The 18,452-nt window shown below is 67.5% G+C and carries 15 protein-coding genes; 6 read left to right on the top strand and 9 right to left on the bottom strand.

All coding sequences use genetic code 11. From position 1 onward, the window contains the following. Window positions 1–102: 102 nt before the first annotated feature. Together ACIOU8_RS13405 and ACIOU8_RS13400 are read right to left on the bottom strand one after the other, a co-directional pair. Window positions 103–957 (bottom strand): alpha/beta fold hydrolase, encoded by an 855-nt coding sequence (locus ACIOU8_RS13405; RefSeq protein WP_400790312.1) that lies wholly within the window; start codon window positions 955–957, stop codon window positions 103–105. A gap of 55 nt (window positions 958–1,012) precedes the next feature. After that, a complete protein-coding gene (locus tag ACIOU8_RS13400; protein ID WP_400790309.1) occupies window positions 1,013–1,750 on the bottom strand; it encodes a copper homeostasis protein CutC in 738 nt (245 codons plus the stop codon). Between the two features lie 81 nt (window positions 1,751–1,831). Here ACIOU8_RS13400 and ACIOU8_RS13395 point away from each other — a divergent pair, with 81 nt between their 5' ends. The 3 genes from ACIOU8_RS13395 (at window position 1,832) to ACIOU8_RS13385 (ending at window position 4,136) form a co-directional block, all read left to right on the top strand. Next, window positions 1,832–2,272 carry a MarR family transcriptional regulator gene (locus ACIOU8_RS13395; protein WP_400790307.1) on the top strand — a complete coding sequence of 147 codons (441 nt, stop codon included), beginning with the start codon at window positions 1,832–1,834 and terminating at the stop codon, window positions 2,270–2,272. A 5-nt stretch (window positions 2,273–2,277) separates the two neighbouring features. Next, the gene (locus ACIOU8_RS13390) at window positions 2,278–3,633 is read left to right on the top strand and encodes an MFS transporter (RefSeq protein WP_400790701.1); all 1,356 of its coding nucleotides are present in this window, start codon (window positions 2,278–2,280) and stop codon (window positions 3,631–3,633) included. A gap of 62 nt (window positions 3,634–3,695) precedes the next feature. Beyond that, window positions 3,696–4,136, top strand: a complete 441-nt coding sequence (locus tag ACIOU8_RS13385) for a hypothetical protein (RefSeq protein ID WP_400790304.1) — start codon at window positions 3,696–3,698, stop codon at window positions 4,134–4,136. A gap of 25 nt (window positions 4,137–4,161) precedes the next feature. Here the strand turns inward: ACIOU8_RS13385 and ACIOU8_RS13380 are convergent, their stop codons facing one another. Further along, window positions 4,162–4,713 carry a hypothetical protein gene (locus tag ACIOU8_RS13380; protein ID WP_400790302.1) on the bottom strand — a complete coding sequence of 184 codons (552 nt, stop codon included), beginning with the start codon at window positions 4,711–4,713 and terminating at the stop codon, window positions 4,162–4,164. Between the two features lie 132 nt (window positions 4,714–4,845). Between ACIOU8_RS13380 and ACIOU8_RS13375 the strand changes: the two genes are divergently transcribed. Beyond that, the gene (locus ACIOU8_RS13375) at window positions 4,846–7,380 is read left to right on the top strand and encodes a LuxR C-terminal-related transcriptional regulator (RefSeq protein ID WP_400790300.1); all 2,535 of its coding nucleotides are present in this window, start codon (window positions 4,846–4,848) and stop codon (window positions 7,378–7,380) included. Between the two features lie 159 nt (window positions 7,381–7,539). Here the strand turns inward: ACIOU8_RS13375 and ACIOU8_RS13370 are convergent, their stop codons facing one another. The 6 genes from ACIOU8_RS13370 to ACIOU8_RS13345 form a co-directional block, all read right to left on the bottom strand. Beyond that, window positions 7,540–12,732 carry an isopeptide-forming domain-containing fimbrial protein gene (locus tag ACIOU8_RS13370; RefSeq protein ID WP_400790298.1) on the bottom strand — a complete coding sequence of 1,731 codons (5,193 nt, stop codon included), beginning with the start codon at window positions 12,730–12,732 and terminating at the stop codon, window positions 7,540–7,542. A 259-nt stretch (window positions 12,733–12,991) separates the two neighbouring features. After that, a complete protein-coding gene (locus ACIOU8_RS13365) occupies window positions 12,992–13,483 on the bottom strand; it encodes a hypothetical protein (RefSeq protein ID WP_400790295.1) in 492 nt (163 codons plus the stop codon). A gap of 44 nt (window positions 13,484–13,527) precedes the next feature. After that, entirely contained in the window at window positions 13,528–13,986 is a 459-nt protein-coding gene (locus tag ACIOU8_RS13360; protein WP_400790293.1) for a hypothetical protein, read from the bottom strand. A gap of 32 nt (window positions 13,987–14,018) precedes the next feature. Next, the gene (locus ACIOU8_RS13355) at window positions 14,019–14,603 is read right to left on the bottom strand and encodes a DUF3887 domain-containing protein (RefSeq protein WP_400790291.1); all 585 of its coding nucleotides are present in this window, start codon (window positions 14,601–14,603) and stop codon (window positions 14,019–14,021) included. A gap of 745 nt (window positions 14,604–15,348) precedes the next feature. Beyond that, a complete protein-coding gene (locus ACIOU8_RS13350) occupies window positions 15,349–16,185 on the bottom strand; it encodes an alpha/beta fold hydrolase (protein ID WP_400790288.1) in 837 nt (278 codons plus the stop codon). A gap of 226 nt (window positions 16,186–16,411) precedes the next feature. Beyond that, window positions 16,412–16,996 (bottom strand): AAA family ATPase, encoded by a 585-nt coding sequence (locus tag ACIOU8_RS13345; protein WP_400790286.1) that lies wholly within the window; start codon window positions 16,994–16,996, stop codon window positions 16,412–16,414. A gap of 35 nt (window positions 16,997–17,031) precedes the next feature. On the opposite strand from ACIOU8_RS13345, the gene ACIOU8_RS13340 reads away from it, so the two are divergent. Together ACIOU8_RS13340 and ACIOU8_RS13335 are read left to right on the top strand one after the other, a co-directional pair. After that, window positions 17,032–17,880, top strand: a complete 849-nt coding sequence (locus ACIOU8_RS13340; RefSeq protein WP_400790284.1) for an alpha/beta hydrolase — start codon at window positions 17,032–17,034, stop codon at window positions 17,878–17,880. Next, window positions 17,877–18,452, top strand: coding sequence for an AAA family ATPase (locus tag ACIOU8_RS13335; protein ID WP_400790282.1), 576 nt, complete (start codon window positions 17,877–17,879; stop codon window positions 18,450–18,452). The genes ACIOU8_RS13340 and ACIOU8_RS13335 overlap by 4 nt, the downstream gene beginning before the upstream one ends.

Below are 18,452 nucleotides of genomic sequence, written 5' to 3'. Positions count from 1 at the left end.
AGATGACGTCATGCGGATTCACCCGCTGTAACGCGGGTTCACGGTGCGTAACACGCCGACGCACGACGTGCGCGACACGGGGCGCACGCGGCGAGAGGTGCCTCAGCGCGGCGGGATGCGGGTGTCGAGCCACGACAGGATGTCGGCCCGCACCTCGTCCTGCTGCAGCTCGTTGAAGATCTCGTGACGCGCATCCGGATAGACCAGCGTCGTGATGTCGGTGAGCCCCGATCGCGTGCGGTACTCGTCGGCGAGCTTGTGCACGCTGCGGGGTCCGCCGACCGGGTCGTCGCGTCCGACGAGGAGCAAGAGGGGGAAGTCGCGGCCGAGGTCCTTGCGCGGGCGGCCGTAGAGCTTGGCCGCTTCGACCGGGCCGAACAGCTTGAGAAGCGGCTGGTTCGTGGTGAGCGGATCCTCGTCGAAGGAGGTCCAGACGGCGGGGTCACGGCTCAGCCACTCGAGGCCGGTGGCGTCGTCGGCCGCCCAGCGGGCGTTGAGCGGCGCCGCGTTGAGTGACCCTGGCGTGCGCAGAGCCGACCCCGAAAGGATCACAGCGTCCCACGCCTCGGGGTGGTCGTTCACGAGCATCTGCGCGAGGAACGAGCCCCACGAATGCCCGAGCAGCACGAGCGGCAGGTCGGGGTGCTCATCCTTGATGATGCCGGTGAGCTGCCAGACAGCCGCCTGCGCCGCACGCAGTCCGCCCTTGCCGAGGCGGCCGAGCTTCTCGGGTCCTCCATGCTGACGGATGCCGGTGCGACCGTGCCCGCGGTGATCGTCGGCGTAGACGATGAATCCGGCCCCGGTCAGCGCGGCGATCAGCGCCCCGTAGCGACCGGCGTGCTCGCCCACACCGTGCAGCAGCTGCACGACTCCTCGCGCATCACCCACCGCGGGGTGCACGTCGTAGACGATGGCGATGCCGTCGGCATCCGTGAATTCGCGCGTATCGGTCACGCCCCCACCCTACTGAGAGTGCGCGACATGCGTCAGGCCGACTGCGTCATGCGCCTCAGCTCGACAGCGCGGCGATGATGCCCTGGGCGATCTCGAGGTCGGTGACCTCGTATCCGCCGACGCCGTCCGAGGCCGACCCCATGCGCACACCGCCGTCTTCGTGCACCATGCGCTTCGCGGAGAAGTGCAGGGCGTCGACGCCGGCGGCGACGAGCGCGGCGGCGCTGGCGGCATCCACTCCGCTGCCGGCCATGATCTCGATCTCTCCAGCCGCTTCGGCGACGAGCGCGCGGAGTGTGTCGATGCCGTCGATCGCGACGGAGGCGCCACCCGAGGTGAGCACCCGGCGGAGGCCGAGATCCCGGGCGGCGACGAGCGTCGCGACGGGGTCGGGGGTCACATCGATCGCTCGGTGCAGGGTGACGGATGCTCCGTCGGCGGCGTCGCGCAGTCGCCGCATGGCGGGGATGTCGAGCAGCCCCTCGTCATCGAGTGCACCGATCACGACACCGTCGGCGCCCGCGTCGATCGCACGGCGGACGTCGCTCTCTGCGATCGTGATCTCGTCGGCCGAGTAGCGGAAACCGCCGGCCCGGGGCCGGACGAGCACGTGCACCTCGACCCCGACGGCACGTGCCGCGTCGATCGACAGGTCAAGGGTCGCCGGCGACGGAGTGAGTCCACCGAGCGGCAGCGCCTGTGCGAGTTCGACGCGCGCGGCGCCGACAGCTCCGGCGATGCGCACTCCGGTGGGGTCCTGCACGGCGATTTCGATGGCGAGGGTTCGGGTCACCCGTCCATTGTGGCCTGTCCGACGAGGGCCTCCCGCCACCGACTTCCGATTCCGAGCACAATTACTTAGACTGTCTAAGTAATGTCTGCGACTGATGAATCCCTCCAACTCACCGCGACAGACCTGCGCATGGCGACGTTCCGACTCGCACGGCGCCTCCGCTCCGCTCGAGCCGTCGACGCGATGAGCGACGCGCAGCTTGCGGTGCTGGCGACGCTGCGCATGCACGGACGCCGCACGATCACGGCCCTGGCCGAACGCGAGCGGGTCACCGCGCCGTCGATGACGAGCATGATCAACGGGCTCGAAGAGCAGGGCTTCGTCCTCCGCACTCCGGATGCCGAAGATCGACGACGCGTGCAGGTCGACATCACCGAGTCGGGCACAGAGATCGTCGCCCAGACCATCCGCCGTCGAGACGAGCTGCTGGCCGACATGCTCGGCGAATTGGACTTCACCGAAGAGGAGCTGACGACGCTGCGAGAAGCGAGCGCGCTGATGCGAAAGGTGGTCGACAGATGAGCGCGATGTTCCGTTCGTTCTCGAACATCAACTACCGCATCTGGTTCGCCGGGGCTCTGGTCTCGAACATCGGCGGCTGGATGCAGGCGACCGCGCAGGACTGGGTCGTGCTCACCGAGCTCACCGACAACGACGCCGCCGCGATGGGCTTCACCATGGCGCTGCAGTTCGGTCCGCCGCTGGTGCTCGTGAGCCTCACCGGCTGGGTCGCCGACCGCTTCGAACGACGCCGCATCCTGCTCGCGACTCAGAGCGCCCTCCTGCTGCTCGCGATCGCCGTCGGCGTCCTGCTGCTGAGCGGCGTGATGACGCTGCCGATGATGTTCTGCTTCGCAGCCGCGTTCGGTGTCGTCAACGCCTTCGACGCACCCGCGCGGCAGGCATTCGTCTCCGACATGGTCTCGATGGGCGACATGTCGAACGCGATCGCCCTCAACTCGGCATCCTTCAACCTGGCCCGCATGATCGGCCCCGCCGTGGGCGGTCTGTTGATCGTGGCGATCGGCTCTGGATGGGTGTTCATCGCGAACGCCGCGACCTTCCTGGCGATGCTCGTGGCGCTGATGCTGCTGCGCACCGGCCAGCTCGCGCCTCGGTTGAAGAACCGCCGCCCAGGCGGCCTCGCCGAGGGCTTCCGCTATGTGTGGGGTCGCAGCGACCTGCGGGTGGTGTTCGTGACGGTGTTCCTGATCGGCGCGTTCGGCATGAACTTCCCGATCTTCGCGTCGACCATGGCGCTCGAGTTCGGGGCGGGTGCCGACGGCTACGGCGTGCTGAGCTCGGTGCTCGCGATCGGCTCGCTCGCCGGGGCGCTGCTGGCAGCCCGGCGTGACCGCGCTCGCGTTCGCGTCGTGATCTTCGCGGCGGGCGGATTCGGGGTCGCGGCCTTCATCTCGGCAGCCATGCCGACGTATCTGACCTATGCGATCACGCTGACGTTCACGGGCTTCATGATCGTGACGCTGCTGACGACCGCCAACGGATACGTGCAGATGACGACGGCTCCCGCGCTGCGCGGCCGCGTGCTCGCGCTGTACATGGCGGTGATCATGGGCTCGACGCCGGTCGGCGCCCCGATCGCCGGGTGGGTGGCCGACACGTTCGGGCCGCGCAGCGCGATCATGCTCGGCGGCACCGCAGGATTCGTGGCCTGTGCGATCGGCGCGATCTGGATCTTCGCCTCCGGCAGACTGCACCGTTCAGAGGACAGCCGGTTCCTGATGACACTCGACGAGACCCGGCCTCTGAACGTCGTCGATGAGGCAGACATCATCGAGAAGGCAGAGCCGGTCGAGTTCAGCGATGAGGCGGCCGTCACGACGCCGATCCGCACCCCGAAGAACGACCGACCTGAGCTCTGAGCGCATCACGACGGTTTGTCAATGCCCTCCACGGGCGGCCACTGCGGACGTACGTTCGCCGCATGGACCAGAACACAGGACGCACCCCGCACCCCGAGCAGCCCGCCGAAGGCTCCCCCGAGGCGATTCCCGAGCACAACACAGCTCCTGACGGCCAGTCGACGGCGGATGCCGGGCGCCACCCCGACGAGCTCGACGGCAACGCGCAGGGATCGACCCAGGGCGGCGCCATCCAGGGCGACAGCTCACACGGCGACTCACCGCGCGGGGCCATCCAGGGCGACGCCGACGAAGAGAACGCTCAGGGTGCAGCCCAGGGTGGCGCGATCCAGGGCGACAGCTCGCACGGCGAATCGCCCCGAGGCGCCATCCAGGGCGACGCCAGCCCCGACCGCGACTCCGCACTCGGCGGCGACGATCACACCGAAGACCAGCTGACGGCCGACAACGAGGTCGAGGAAGACGCTCTTCGCGCCCTCAACCCGGACGACGCTCCCGCCTGAGCGCCGAGCTGGTCTCAGGCGCCCCTCACCGAATCGTCCCGGCGCGCACGAGCAGTCTCCGCACTCCGATGACGCCTGCGGCCACGGCCAACTCGCCGGCGATGCGGGCGATGAGCGTCGCGATCAAGACTCCTGGCACCAGGTGGTCTGGTGAGAACACCGGCAGTGCGACGAAGAACAGCACGATGCCGGCGGCTGCTCCTGCGAGGAGGATGCGGCGGGCACTCGCCGTTCCTCCCCGCTGCAGCGGCAGGACGAGGTCCATCACGACGGCGGCGCAGACCATCGGCACCGCCGCCAGTGGGCCGATCGGCGAGACCACCGACGTCAGCAGCCCCGTGACCACAGCCGTGAAGACGGCCATGCCGGGCGTGCGGGTGACCACGCGGGCGAGCAGCGGCATCGCGGTGTGCACGGCGGCGACGAGCGCGTAGGCGGGCGGAGACGACACGGCGAGCAGCGAGGTGACGGGCACGACCATGACGAAGATCAGGGCCTGAACCGCGGCGAAGGCTGCGCTGATGAGCAGCGCGCTCGTCGGCGCGCGCCTCACGGTTCTCGGTCGCGCCTGATCCATGCCACCAGACTATGTGCGCGCATGCGGAGGGATTCACTCATCGATCGTCTCTGCCGCGCGAAGCCCGACCATGCGCCCCGGTCGCCGATGTTTCGGAATATCGTAGAGACGCACATGATCCGGGGAGGGACGATGCCAGCATCCGCCGTGCCCGTACGCGTGCCCGTCGACGTGCCCCGCGTGCCGAGTGATGTCGTCTCGCGACCGAGACTCGTGGCGGCGTTGGAGAACGACAGCCCGCTGACGGTGCTGCGCGGTGCGTCGGGTCTCGGCAAGACGGTCGCACTCGCCGAGTGGTCGCGCACCACCGCGTCGACGGTCGTCTGGGTCACGATCGACGCGACGAGAGCCGGCAGCGCCGAACTCGCCCACGGGGCTCTGCGCGCGATGGCACGCGGGGGTCTGACCTCGCCACCCGACGAGACGCTCACGCACCCGTGGAGCACTGTCGCACAGTGCCTGAACGAGACCTCGGAGGACCTCGTCCTCGTACTCGACGACGCCGCGAGCCTGTCGCGAGAGAGCATCTTCGACCTCTGCCAGACCGTCGCCGCGGCACACGGCGCACGTGTGATCGCAGCGGCCAACCGGCGCAGCGCTTTCGATGGCGACGGAGTGAGCCTGGTGATCGATCGCGTGCTGATCGGGCCTGACGAGCTTCTCTTCGACGTCGAGGAGATCTCGCGGACGCTCGGTGTCGACGAATCGGACGCAGAGGACATCCGCGCGGCGACGGGCGGGTTCCCTGCCCTGATCCACGCAGCCTCGAAGCGGGCTGCGCTCGGCGACGACCCGGCGTCGGCGATCGCGGCAGCCTCCCCCGCGGCCGAGGAGTACATGCAGTCCCGCCTCGAGCGTTCGGGTGTCGCCGCCGACGCCCGCACGGCGTGGGTGCGCATCAGCATCGCGGATGCCGTCGATCTCGCCTCCGCGCGGACACTGTCGGGCGTGGACGAGATCGAGCGCACTCTCGACGACGCGGAGGCCTTCGGCTTCGGAAGCTGGTCGACCGACCGGCTGTTCTCGTTCGCCCCGCTCGTGCGCACGCTGCTGCGCCGCGAGCTCGTGCGATCGCACGCGGATGAGCTCTCGCACCTCATGAACCTGGCCGTCGAGGGCGCACTCCAGCGGCGAGCGCCGCTGGATGCCCTGCAGCTCGCCATGGAGTACGACGACCTCGCGCTCGCATCGCACGTGATCATGTCGGGATGGAGCCAGCTGCTCGACCGCCACGGGCCGGCCGCAGTCCGACTGCTGCGCGGGCTTCCGGTGTCGCGACTCAAGGACCAGCCGCTCATCGCCATGCTGCTCGCCATCTGCTACAACGCCAGCAACCTGCGGCGTCTGCGCGGCCTGCAGTTGATGCGAGTCGCGATCTCGGCGGCCAACTCGCGACGCAACAGTGTGGCGACGACCGAACGGGTCTTCATCTGGGCAGCCGAGAGCGCCGCTCTGCGACTCATCGGGATGTCGGAGCGTGCCGCTCAGGTGGCTGCCAGAGCGCTCTCCCTGTATCGCGAGACGCCGGAGTCGGTATGGCAGCCCTACGCCCTCGAGATGCCGTTGCTCTGCACGCATCTCGGCATCTCCCTCTACTACGGGGGGCGTGAGGATGCCGCGATCGAGTGCTTCGAGAACGCGGCGGCGCTGGCCGCATCCCGTGACCTGAGCAAGGCCTTCCACAGCATCGCGCTGCTCAGCGGCATCCACGCTCTGAACGGCGACATGCCCGAGGCACGCCACTACGCCGAGCTGATCCGCGAGAGCTCGTGGGAGCAGCAGCAGCTCGACGGCTACCGCGGCACCTTCTACCGCGTCGCAGAAGCGCTGCTCGCCGTCGAGGACGGCGACCTGCCCGCTGCCCGCGAGCACGTCGGCGTGTTCGGCCCGCACCGCTCGACCAGCGAGCACTGGGCGACGATGGGGCTCGCTGAGGCATGGGTCGCTCTGCACGAGGGCAGGGCCGCGGCCGGACTCGAGCAGCTGGAATCACTGCGACGCCTGCGACGGCGCGAGACGTCGAGCGCCCACGCACGGCACGTGCTCAGCCGAGCGCGCACCCTGCTGCATCTCGCCGTCGGCGACGTGACCTCGGCGCGCGCGACACTGCGCCATGATGCGAAGCCCGACGAGTTCGGCACGATCGTCGAACGCGCGCGCCTCGCGCTGTTCGAGGGCGATGCCTCTGAAGCGGCTCGGATGCTGGCGCAGACGAGACAGGTGCCGCAGACCTCACGTCAGCGCGCTGAGGCGGCGGCGATCCAGGTCGCCGCCCTGCGGAGAACCGCCGGTGAGACCGCGGCCGCGAAAGCGGCGGCCGCGCTGCGCATCCGACTCGACGATCGAGAGCTGACTGCGCCAGTCGCCTTGTTCGGACCCGAAGACGTCGAGCTGCTGCAGGATGCCCTCGGGGTGCGCGATTCCGGGCGTCTCGTGACCGCGGCGCTCCCCGCCACCTCTGATCGCCCCCGCCTCTCAGCGCGCGAGCTGGTCGTGCTACGCGCACTCACCTCGGGAGCATCTCTGCAGTCGATCGCCGCCGACCTGAACGTGTCGCAGAACACCCTGAAGACGCAGCTGCGAAGCATCTATCGCAAACTCGATGCGCGCAATCGCGCCGACGCGATCGAGCAGGCCGCGACACACGACCTGCTCGCCGACCACTGAAAGTCCGCCGCAGCGGAGTCAGATCACGACGCAGAGCCGGATCACCGCGCCGAGCCGTATCAGCGGAGCCGGATCACGACGCCGAGGCGGATCACGACGCCGAGAGGCCCTCGGCACCTGAGGGGGCAGGTGCCGAGGGCCTCTCTTCGCGCGGGTCGCTCAGCCGATCGCTGCGCGACGGCGCAGGATCAGGAGCGCTGCTCCCCCCAGGAGCAGGGTCAGCGCGAGCACCAACGCCCAGGGTGCGAGCTGACCGCCCGTGATCGCCAGCGGGGACTGGACGGGGTGAACGGTGGCGCCCTCGACGGCCGGCAGCGGATCGCCCCCCGGGCTCACCGCCAACGCCATGGCCACGTTCTCGAGCGTGGCACCGGCGGCATCGGCGTCGACGGTCACCGAGTAGGTGATCGTCACCGTCTCGCCCTCGGCGAGGCCGCCGACCCACTGCATCTCGGTGCCCGCCATCACAGGCGCCTCGACCGTGTGGCCCCCGACGGTCGCACTGACGACGCCCGTGAGCGCTGCGTGACCCAGCACCTTGGCGAGATCATCGGTGACGACGACCTCGTCGAGGTCGGTCTCACCGGTGTTGACGCCGGTCAGCGTGTAGGTGACCACGCTGCCCACGGCCACGGCCGTTCCGGAGTCCACGTTCGCGGTCTTCGCGAAGGTGAATCCAGGGGCGCCGACACGGTGCTCGGTCGACGCCGGAGGCGGCGTGAGCTCGGCACCGCCGGGCGCGATGGCGCTGCCCCCGACGACGTTCGAGATCGTCTCGCCGCCCGCATCGGCATCCACCGTCACGGAGTACGAGATCGAGACCCGCTCGCCCACCGCGAGAGCACCCTGCCAGGAGAGTTCGTCACCGTCGACGGTGGGCGCCGCGACGGGCGAACCGCCGATGGTGGCCGCCACATCGCCGTTGTACTCGGCGTGAGCCAGGACGCCCGAGAGGTCGTCACCGATCGTCACGGGATCGAGCGCGGTCGCACCGGTGTTGATGCCGGTCACCGTGTAGGTGATGACGCTTCCCGGGTCGACGCGGGTTCCCGAGGCCGGGTCGGCCGTCTTGACGAGCTCGAATCCGGGCTCGTTGATCGGGTTCTCCGTGACCGCCGGGGGCGTCTCGATCGGCGGTACTCCTCCGGGAGGAGTCGCGCTGCCCGTCACCGAGTTCTCGAGCACGTCGCCGCCGGCATCCGCGTTCACGGTCACCGAGTAGGTGATCGTGACGGTCTCGCCGATCTCGAGCGCGCCCGTCCACGAGAGCGTCTGGCCCTCGAGTGCCGGAGCAGCCGCCGGCGAACCGTCGACCTGGGCGACCGCGTCGTCGTTGAACTCGGCGTCATCGAGCACTCCGGACAGGTCGTCGACGATGGCGACGGGGTCGAGCGCGGTCTCGCCGGTGTTCACGCCCGTCACCGTGTAGGTGACGACAGTGCCGGGGTCGACGGCCGTGCCCGGAGCGGGCGCGGCGCTCTTCGACACCGAGAAGCCGGGCTGGTTGACCGGGTTCGTGGTCGTGACCGGCGGAGGCGTGATCTGCACGCCGCCCGGAGGCGTCGCGACGGCGGTCGCCGAGTTCTCGAGCAGTTCGCCGGCGGCATCCGTTCCGACCGTCACCGAGTAGGTGATGGTGACAGTCTGTCCGACCGCGAGAGCGCCCGTCCAGGAGAGCTCGTCGCCGTCGACCACGGCAGGCGCCGCTGTGCCGCCGACGATCGTCGCGACGGGATCTCCGTCGAGCGAAGCGTGATCGAGGACGCCCGAGAGGTCGTCGACGATCTCGACGCTGTCGAGCGCCGTCTCACCGGTGTTCACTCCGGTCAGCACGTAGGTGATCACGTCACCCGGATCCAGAGCGGTTCCGGATGCCGGGTCGGCCGTCTTCGAGAACTCGAAGCCGGGCACGGTGACCGGGTGCTCGGTGATCACCGTCGGCGGGACGATCGGCGTCCCCGGTGTCGTCGGTCTCTCGGGGTCACTCGGATCCGCGGGCACCCGCGGTGTCGCCTCTCCCGTGACCGTGTTCATGATGGTCTCGCCACCGGCGCCGCCGTCGACGGTCACCGAGTAGGTGATCACGACGTTCGCACCCGGCACGAGCGCACCGGTCCAGACGAGCGCGCCGTCCGCCACCGTGGCGGTGCCGCGTGTGGCATCCACATCGTCGTTGTACGAGGCGTTCGCCAGCACGCCCGCGAGGTCGTCCGAGATCTCCGCCGGGTCGAGCACGGTGTCACCCGTGTTCGTGCCGGTGACGGTGTACTCGATCACGCTGCCGGGGTCGACGGCCGTGCCCGATTCCGGGTCAGCGGTCTTGCTGACCTCAAAGCCGGGCGAGACGACCGGATGCTGGGTCGTCGCAGGGGGCGGCGACACCGGAGTGCCCGGGGTGGTCGGGCTCTCGGGGTCGGTCGGGTCCGAAGGGATCAGCGGCGTGGCCGCGCCCTCGGCGGTGTTGCGCAGCAGCACGCCGGTCGCCTCATCGTTCACGGTCACCGTGTAGGTGATCACGACGTCGTCACCGGCACCGAGCGCGCCCGTCCAGCTCAGCTGGGTTCCGGTCACGTCGACCGTGCCCGTCGTCGCCGACACATCGCCGTTGTAGGCGGCGTGCGCGAGAACGGCCGACAGGTCGTCGGTGATCGCGGCGGGGTCGAGCACGGTGTTGCCCGTGTTCGTTCCCGTGACCGTGTACTCGACCGTGTCGCCGGGGCTCACAGCCGTGCCCGATTCCGGGTCAGCGGTCTTGGTGATCTCGAAGCCGGTGTCGACGACGGGATGCGTGGTCTCGACCTGCGGCGGAGTGATCGGCGTGCCGGGAGTCGTCGGACTCTCGGGGTCGCTCGGGTCCAGGGGGATCTGCGGGATCGCCTCGCCGTTCACGACGTTGCGGAGCAGGGCGCTCTCGACACCGTCGTCGACGGTGACCGTGTATCGGATCGTGACGGACTCACCCTGCGGGATGGAGCCCGTCCAGGTCAGCGTGCCCTCGGCCACATCCGCGCTGCCGCGGTCGGCCGTGACGTCGTCGTTGTACGCGGCGTCGTCGAGCACTGCCGCGAGATCGTCGGTGATCGTCACCGGCGAGAGGTCGGTGTCGCCGGTGTTGGTTCCGGTGACCGTGTACTCGATCGTGTCGCCGGCCGAGACGGCGGTGCCCGATGCCGGGTCTGCCGTCTTGCTGATGGTGAAGCCCGATCCGAGCACGGGATGCTGGGTGACCGACGTCGGAGGAACGATCGGCTCGCCGGGGATCTGCGGGCCCGTCGGGTCGGCGGGGTTCGGCGTCGTCGGGGTGGCTGCGCCTGAGGCGACGTTGCTGAGGACTTCGCCTGAGGCGTCGTCAGCGACGGTCACCGAGTAGGTGATCGTCACGATCTGACCGGCCTGCAGCGTGCCGCTCCAGGCGAGGTCGGCGTCGGTGAGGGTGGCTCCCCCGGTGGCGACCGGGATGCCGTCGATCGCGGTCGCGATGTCGGCGTTGTATTCGGCGTGCGCGAGCACCTCGGCGAGATCGTCGGCGATGGACGCCGGGTCGAGGGTGGTCGCACCGGTGTTGGTGCCGGTCACGGTGTAGTCGATGACCTGGCCCGGCTCGACCACGGTGCCCGAGGCGGGGTCGGCGGTCTTGGTGACGGTGAAGCCCGCGACCGGGTGCTCGGTCGTGACGGCGGGCGGGACGATCGGTTCGCCACCGGGAGGCGTGCCCGAGGCGGTCACGCTGTTCGCGATGGTCTCACCCTCGACGTCGTCATCGACGATCACCGAGTAGGCGAACGTCATGATCTGGCCCGGTTCGAGGGCTCCCGTCCACGTGAGCATGTCGCCGGCGATGGCGGCGCCGCTGTCGACGAGATCGATGCCGTCGACGGTCGTCGCGAGGTCGTCCTGATACTCGGCGAACGAGAAGACGCCACTCAGGTCGTCAGCGACCTCGACGTCATCCAGCACCGTGTTCCCGGTGTTCTCGACTGCGACCTGGTAGGTGATCCGCTGCCCCGCCTGGACGGCCGTGCCGTCTGCCGGGTCGGAGGTCTTGCGCAGGTCGAGCCCGGGCGCCAGGCGGACGTTGGAGTAGGTGCAGGTGACGTCGGTGCCGAGAGGTCCCGTGGGCTGGGTGACCTCGCCCGTCGCGCTCACGGTCACGGGCGTGGTCGACCCGTCTCCGTTGATCTGCTCGCAGACCAGAGAGGAGTCATAGCCTGTCGGGTCGGCCGAGCCCGCGGCCGCTTCGGCGAGATCGAACGTGTCGCCCTGGTTCGTGAAGACCGGACCGGCGTAGTCACGCTGAAGGCCCGGCTCGTCACCGGTCGTCGTGACCGAGGTCTGGGCGACGCTGTATCCGGCGGGCGACTGGATGCTGAGCGCGAACTGGTCGGTCGGCGCGTGGCGCCCCTCCGGCAGGTCCTTCTTGAGCGTGAGGGTGTTCGGGAAGGTGCAGCTCGACATGTCGGTCGGCGAGAAGCTGCCGATCGAGGTCGTGTTGACCGTCTCGCCACGGGGCAGGTCGACCTCGATGATGCGGTTGCCGCCACCCGAGACCGAGACGAAGATATGACCCAGGTTGCCGAAGGCGATGCCGTTGCCCTGCACCCCGTCACCGAGGTCGTGCACCTGCTTGGCGTCGATGGTGGCGGTGCTCGACACGAGTTCGGTGGGCAGATCGGCGGCGTAGATGTCCTGATCCGCGACCAGCACGAGTTGGCCGGACGCGCTGAATGCCATGTCGCCGTTCGCACCGAAGTCGCTACTGCCGGCGGTGGGACGCAGCGTGCCGACCTGCACGTAGGTCTGCGGGGTGACGCTCTCGTTCCAGGCGTAGATGTTGATCGCGTTGCCTGCGGTGCTGCTCGCGAAGTAGTAGACGCCGGTCACCGGGTTGACGGCGCCACGCAGCACGGCGGAGTTCAGTGTGAACGAGGTGCGCGTGGTCTGGTCGGTGACTCGGTCGTGCTTCGCGAGCACCTTGTTCGATGAGGTGTTCGTGACCGTGTACGCGTAGCGACCGCCGGCCGAGATGCCGAGGCCGTTGTCGGAGTGATCGGTGCCGAAGCTGACCGTGCCCAGGGTGCCGCCCTCACCGGGCGCGCCTCCCTGCTCGTTCACCGCGAACTCGCGGATCTCGGTCGAGCTCTGCACGAACACCGCTCCGGGCGTGCAGAGGAACGGATCGGCTGCCGCCGCCGGCGCGGCCGTGACCGTGCCGCCGATGAAGATCATCGACGATGCGACGACCGCGGTCGTGACGATGCCGCTGACGAGCTTGCGTGCAGCGCTCGCCCAGCGCGGCTTCGCCTGCTCTGTCTCGGTCGGTTGATGGCGCTTTCGCGCACCACGAATACTCACGACTACTCTCCCCTTGTCGCATCCGGTGCGCGCTCGCGCACACGGGGCCCACCACCCCCTTCGGCGGCATCCCGGAGCGCTGTCGACTGACCGCGCGCTCGAATCGGGCCTTCGCAAGACTGCCGTGCTGGCGGTCTCCCGTCCTCGCGAACGGGGCGATTTCACCCCTGGTTTTCACCCCTTGCGCGGGGCGGTGGGGTCAGCGTGGGAGGAGGTGGACCCGGGAGAGCAACGGCATCCGCCATCTACCGTCGCGAAGTCAGGGCGACGATGTCTGCGAGACGCTCTGAAGTGAGTTCTGAAGCTCCTGGGGGCGATCGGTGCGGATGACCCGCGAGCGCCCGCCGGTCAGAGTCAGCCAGACAGCGGGACCGGTGGACCACAACAGGAATCGGTCGCCCCCGACGATGCGCCATCCCAGTCCGCCTGCCTGCGACGGACTCACCTCTGCGATTTCGACGTGATGGACGTCCGAGACCGGGATGTGCATGACGCGGAACAAGGAGAGATACGCATCGATGTGCGTTGCGCTCACCGAGACCCTGATGCGCCTGTCGAGGCCGATGAGTCCGGCTCCAAGGATCAGGAAGAATGCCGCGATAAGGAGCGCGATGACCCACCCGCCGACCTCGGCTACGTTGCCGACGACGGCTGGGGCCGAGGTGAGCGTGATGACGGCGAGGAACACCAGCGTCGATGCTCCCGCGACCGCCAACCATCGCGGACCGATGAGGGTTTCACGAAACGACACCGGGTACCTCCTCTGAGATCATGCGCGCAATCACGGATACGCCGTTAGGAACCGCATTCTTCACATGGGGCACGATTTTCTGCGTTCCGAGTGCCGAACCATCGAAAGAAGAGCCAGGCCGCTTCCGGGGTCGCGCCAGACCCAGACCCAGAGCTCGAGCGTGTGAACAGCGCGCCCGTCCCAGAGTAGACGGCGAGGCCAGCCAGCACGGCGCCCGCTACCGCGATCAAGACCGACAGATCAGGGATTCGTTGCAAACCGACGAACGCGACGAATGCGATGCCCGCGGCGCAGTCGATGCGCAGCGGGCGTCGCGCGCGTTCAGAGCCAGCGCTCACCACAAAGACATAGACCCGCCCAATCGCAAAGACAAGCAACGGGACAACCAGCGCATATGCCAGGGTCGGCGCACGCCAGGGGTCCACCTCGTCCGGGTTCCAGTGAATTTGCACCCCCTGCGGCGGGGCGGCGATGAAGGAAAGCACTCCGGCCACAACCGCCACTCCGACTTCTACCCCGAGGGCCCTCGAGGACCTCACTCCGAAACCGGAGCGAAGAACAGCCCCGCGAGCTTTCCGTCTGCGCTCCACGAGCTCCGACAAGTCACCGACCCTGCCTCGAACTCCAGGCGCGTCTCAGCGACGACGTACTCGCCGGCCACGACGGCAGCTTCTGCGCCAAAGTCTTCCCACTCGCCGAACGAGGTCGTGAGGTCGGCCCATGCCTTGGTCAGCTTCTCGTCGGTGAGCAAAGCCGCCGCCTCGTCGCCAAAATACGTATCTATGACTGTCTGAGCGCTGGACTTGGAGATCGCGCGGACGACTTCTTTCGCCCGCTCTGGAGCCTCCACCAACAACATTCTTTGCATCACGCCACCTCTCGCATCAACTTCTTTGCCCTTCGCGCCGAACCGCTGGAACGCCGCCTGCCGAGTTACTCCGAGTGACTGACCGATGGCAGCCCATGTGACGCCTGCGTTACGCGCCTGAGCCACCTCGGCGTGGAGGGTCGTTTCCGACAAGGATCGGAGCGCTTCAAGGGCCGCGATCCGGTCGACGCTCGCATCCTTGGAGCCGGTCACGGCATCAAGCGCCAGTCGCAGCAGGTCATCATTCGGCATGTGTAAAGGATGTCTTTACATATGCCGAAACGTCAATTGCGCTCGTGCGTCTGATGCCGGCCGACTCCTCACGCGGGCCGTCCGGAACCTATCTACATCGGTCAGATTGGATACATGAGAGAGCTGTTTTCCCTGTTCGTCACCCCAGAGACGAACCCGCTGAGTCCACGAGTGCTGCGACTCCGGTCACGGTGACACCGTTAACGCCGACGGCGCGTGCAGCGCTTCGAAGGTGCGCGCCGACACGGTACCTCCACCGAGCATGAGCCGGTGCGCTCCCCGGGCGGCGCGGCATCGGTGGACAAAGCTCGAGAATCGAGGGCCTCGCTTGGTGGCCAGACGAATCCGCTGCCTCTCTGGTCGTGCTCGAACTCGACACCGACCAACACGTCAAGCTCTACCCGGCTTTCCAGGTGTGGGAGGGGCGGTTGGTCGACAGTCTCGGTGACGTACTTCAGGTGCTGAGCACGGGCGCACGATTGCGAAAGACGTGAGCCGAACGCGATTGAGTATCTTCGAACCGGGCACCTCGACGCTGGTATTCGAGACGCGGGGCATGACCCGTGGGCGTGGAGCAGCTGAATTCATCGAGAGAACGGTTGGGGTCTCGCGAAAACATGCGGGTGACGAGTAGGGGGTCGAAATGGCCGGCCATGTCGGCGAGATCGAACTCTTCACCCGTGCCCACGATAAACGTCCCGAGGCAGCGCGCTCGATTGCGCGCTGCCTCGGTCCCGGATTCACTTCACTGCCGGATGAAGGCCAGGATGTCGGGGTTGATGACGTCCGCGTGCGTGGTGAGCATGCCGTGCGGGTAGCCCTCGTAGATCTTGAGCGTCGCGTCGCTGAGGATCTCTGCCTGCTTGACGGACGCATCCTTGTAGGGCACGACCTGGTCGTCGTCGCCCTGCAGCACGAGTACCGGCACCGTGATGGCCTTGAGGTCTTCGGTCTGGTCGGTCTCCGAGAAGGCCTTGATGCCCTCGTAGTGAGCGAGCGCGCTGCCGGTCATGCCCTGACGCCACCAGTTCGCGACGACCGGCCCCGAGAGCTCCACGCCCTCGCGGTTGAACCCGTAGAACGGTCCGGAGGCGACAGCCTGGAAGAACTCAGCACGGTTGGCAGCCAGCGCTTCGCGGAAGCCGTCGAACACAGAGATCGGCGTGCCTTCGGGGTTGGCGTCGGTCTGCACCATGAGCGGAGGAACAGAGGAGACCAGGACGGCCTTGGCGACGCGTCCCTGCGGCTCGCCGTACTTCGCGACGTAACGGGCGACCTGGCCGCCGCCGGTCGAGTGTCCGATGTGGATGACGTTGCGGAGGTCGAGGTGCTCGACCACAGCGTTCACGTCGCTAGCGTAGTGGTCCATGTCATGGCCGACGCTGGTCTGCGAGGAGCGACCGTGGCCGCGACGGTCGCTGGCGACGACACGGAATCCCTTACCGAGGAAGTAGAGCATCTGGGCGTCCCAGTCGTCCGACGACAGCGGCCAGCCGTGGTGGAACATGATGGGCTGGGCGTCGCGGGGGCCCCAGTCCTTGAAGTAAATTTCGGTGCCGTCATCGGTGGTCACAAAAGGCATGGAAGCTCCAGAGTCGCTGGGCCGGCGTTGCCGGGGTCTGCTGTACTCCGCTCGGGTTGGCGGAGCTATTTCAACGTAACGACGGCCAGGCGGTCGCGGTTCATACCGTTGTCGAGAGCGCTTGCTCACTTGACTCAGTTCCGTAGTGCGCTACTCCCGCCGTAGCCTCCTCCCAGACACGACAGATACCCCAAAGGCGAGGACGGTCCGGGAGCACGTCCGGTGTCTACCGTGACGGCCGCGTCGATTCACCGCCCGTCGGTTGTAGATTCTGATTCATCTGGCAGCGGATCTCTTCCACGACGTCTTGGGGCTTCAGGTCGGAGGTGTCGATCCAGTAGCCAGAGCCCTCGAAGCTTCGCCTCATCTGGGCTGCCAGTCCCCCGTAATTGGCGAAGGTCCATCGCTCGGCTTCGTCTCGTCCCGCGTTGCGGGACCGACACACGTCAATAGTTGGTGCGAGGACGACCAGGAGCCAGTCACACTTCAGCGAGTCTGTGAGGATGGCCAGCTCCGCGGGGGTTTCCAGCACGATGTCGATGACAGCGGTGAACCCAGCAGCCGTTGTGTTCTGCGCTAGAGCTGCCACGTTTCGATGTGTCAGCGCTACTTGGGCGGCGGCTTCGTCGACAGGCTCGCCCAATGCCCACACTCGGCCGCCTAAGACCATGTCGGCGACGACATCGCCACTGATGCGCGCTGCTCGCGGCAGCTCGCCGGCGAGGAGTTTTGTAACCGTGGATTTGCCCGCTCCGGGCATTCCCGTGACGATGACGCACCTGGGATCAGCACCGCGGCGAGATGGAGCCATTCCAGAAGTATGGCTGACTCGCTAACGTGAACACGATGGCCGCCGTGATCCCCTACCAACAGCTCCCCGTGCAGCAGGACGACGTCACGTACATGTTCGGTCCGGACTCGTCTCTATTCCCGGGCGTCAACCCAGGCGAGCTCATCGAGTTCGCCGTCGACGACAGCGTGATCTACCCCGGAACGTCGCGACGCTGCTGGATCCATGTGCCGCACACATATGACTCGAGCATCCCGGCTGCAGTCATGATCTTCAACGACGGCTGGTGGTACCTCGATCCCGAAGGCGACGTTCGCGCCGGAGTCGTCCTCGACAATCTCATACACAAAGGTGAGATGCCGCCGACCATCAGCGTCTTCGTCGACCCGGGTCTCCTGCGCCACGCCACGAACCCGAAGAACAGGAACGCCGAGTACGACGCCTTCGACGACCGCTATGTCACGTTTCTCCTCACTGAGGTGCTGCCCATAGTCGCCGAGCGGTACAACATCACCCACGATCCGGCGATGCGTGGCATCTGCGGCGGCAGCTCAGGCGGGAATGCGGCATTCACTGCGGCATGGCAACGTCCCGACGAGTTCACTCGGGTCATCGCTTACCTTTCGAGCTTCTCGCAGATGCCCGGGGGTAATCCCTACCCGGCGCTGCTCGCCTCCGAACCTCCTAAGCCGCTGCGGATCTTCATGCAGGCGGGCCACCGCGACGACGGATGGAACCAGCCGGAGATGAACTGGCTCGCCGAGAATCTCGAGGTTGCAGCAGCGTTAGCGAAAGCCAGCTATGACTTCCGATTGGTTCTCGGAGACGGTGGGCATAGCCCCAATCATGGCGGGGTTCTGTTGCCCGATGCCCTCCGCTGGATCTGGCGCGGGTCGGCGTCATGAGCCGGTCGTCTACTGAGCACCGGTTGCGGCGACATGTCATCTCAAGCGAGGAGGCGCCGTTACTCGTCCTGATGTGCGGATTATCCTTCAGCGGCAAGAGCACCTTGGCTCGCGCGCTCGCACCCTCGCTACACGCCGATATCGTCAGCCTGGACGACATCAATGCCAATCGGGGTCTTCATGGTGGACAAGGGATCTCAGGCGAAGAGTGGATGAGAACTCACCGGCTCGCCGAGCAAGACGTCCGTCGACATCTTGCATTGGGTCGGCACGTAATCCTCGATGACACCGGGTCACCTCGGTTCGTCCGCGATAGGTGGCGTGACATCGCACGTACTGCAGGAGCGCGTTTCGGAATTGTCTGGCTCGATGTCGACGAGAGCCTGCAGTCCCGTCGACTGGCTGCGAACAGGGAAGCCCGAAGGCGTCCGGATGTCACTGACGAGGTCATGGCGGAGCACCGACGGACGTTTGAACCGCCGCATGGCGAGGATGCAATCCGCGTCGACGCCGGCCTCAGCGTGCCCGTCGAAACCGTGGACACCGTTTTGTCAGCGCTGTCGGGGCGGTGA

It is taken from the genome of Microbacterium sp. NPDC087589, from assembly GCF_044743635.1.
Taxonomy (GTDB): Bacteria; Actinomycetota; Actinomycetes; order Actinomycetales; family Microbacteriaceae; genus Microbacterium.
The sequence above is the reverse complement of the archived record's forward strand: the minus strand, read 5'-3'. Positions and strand labels throughout refer to the sequence as shown.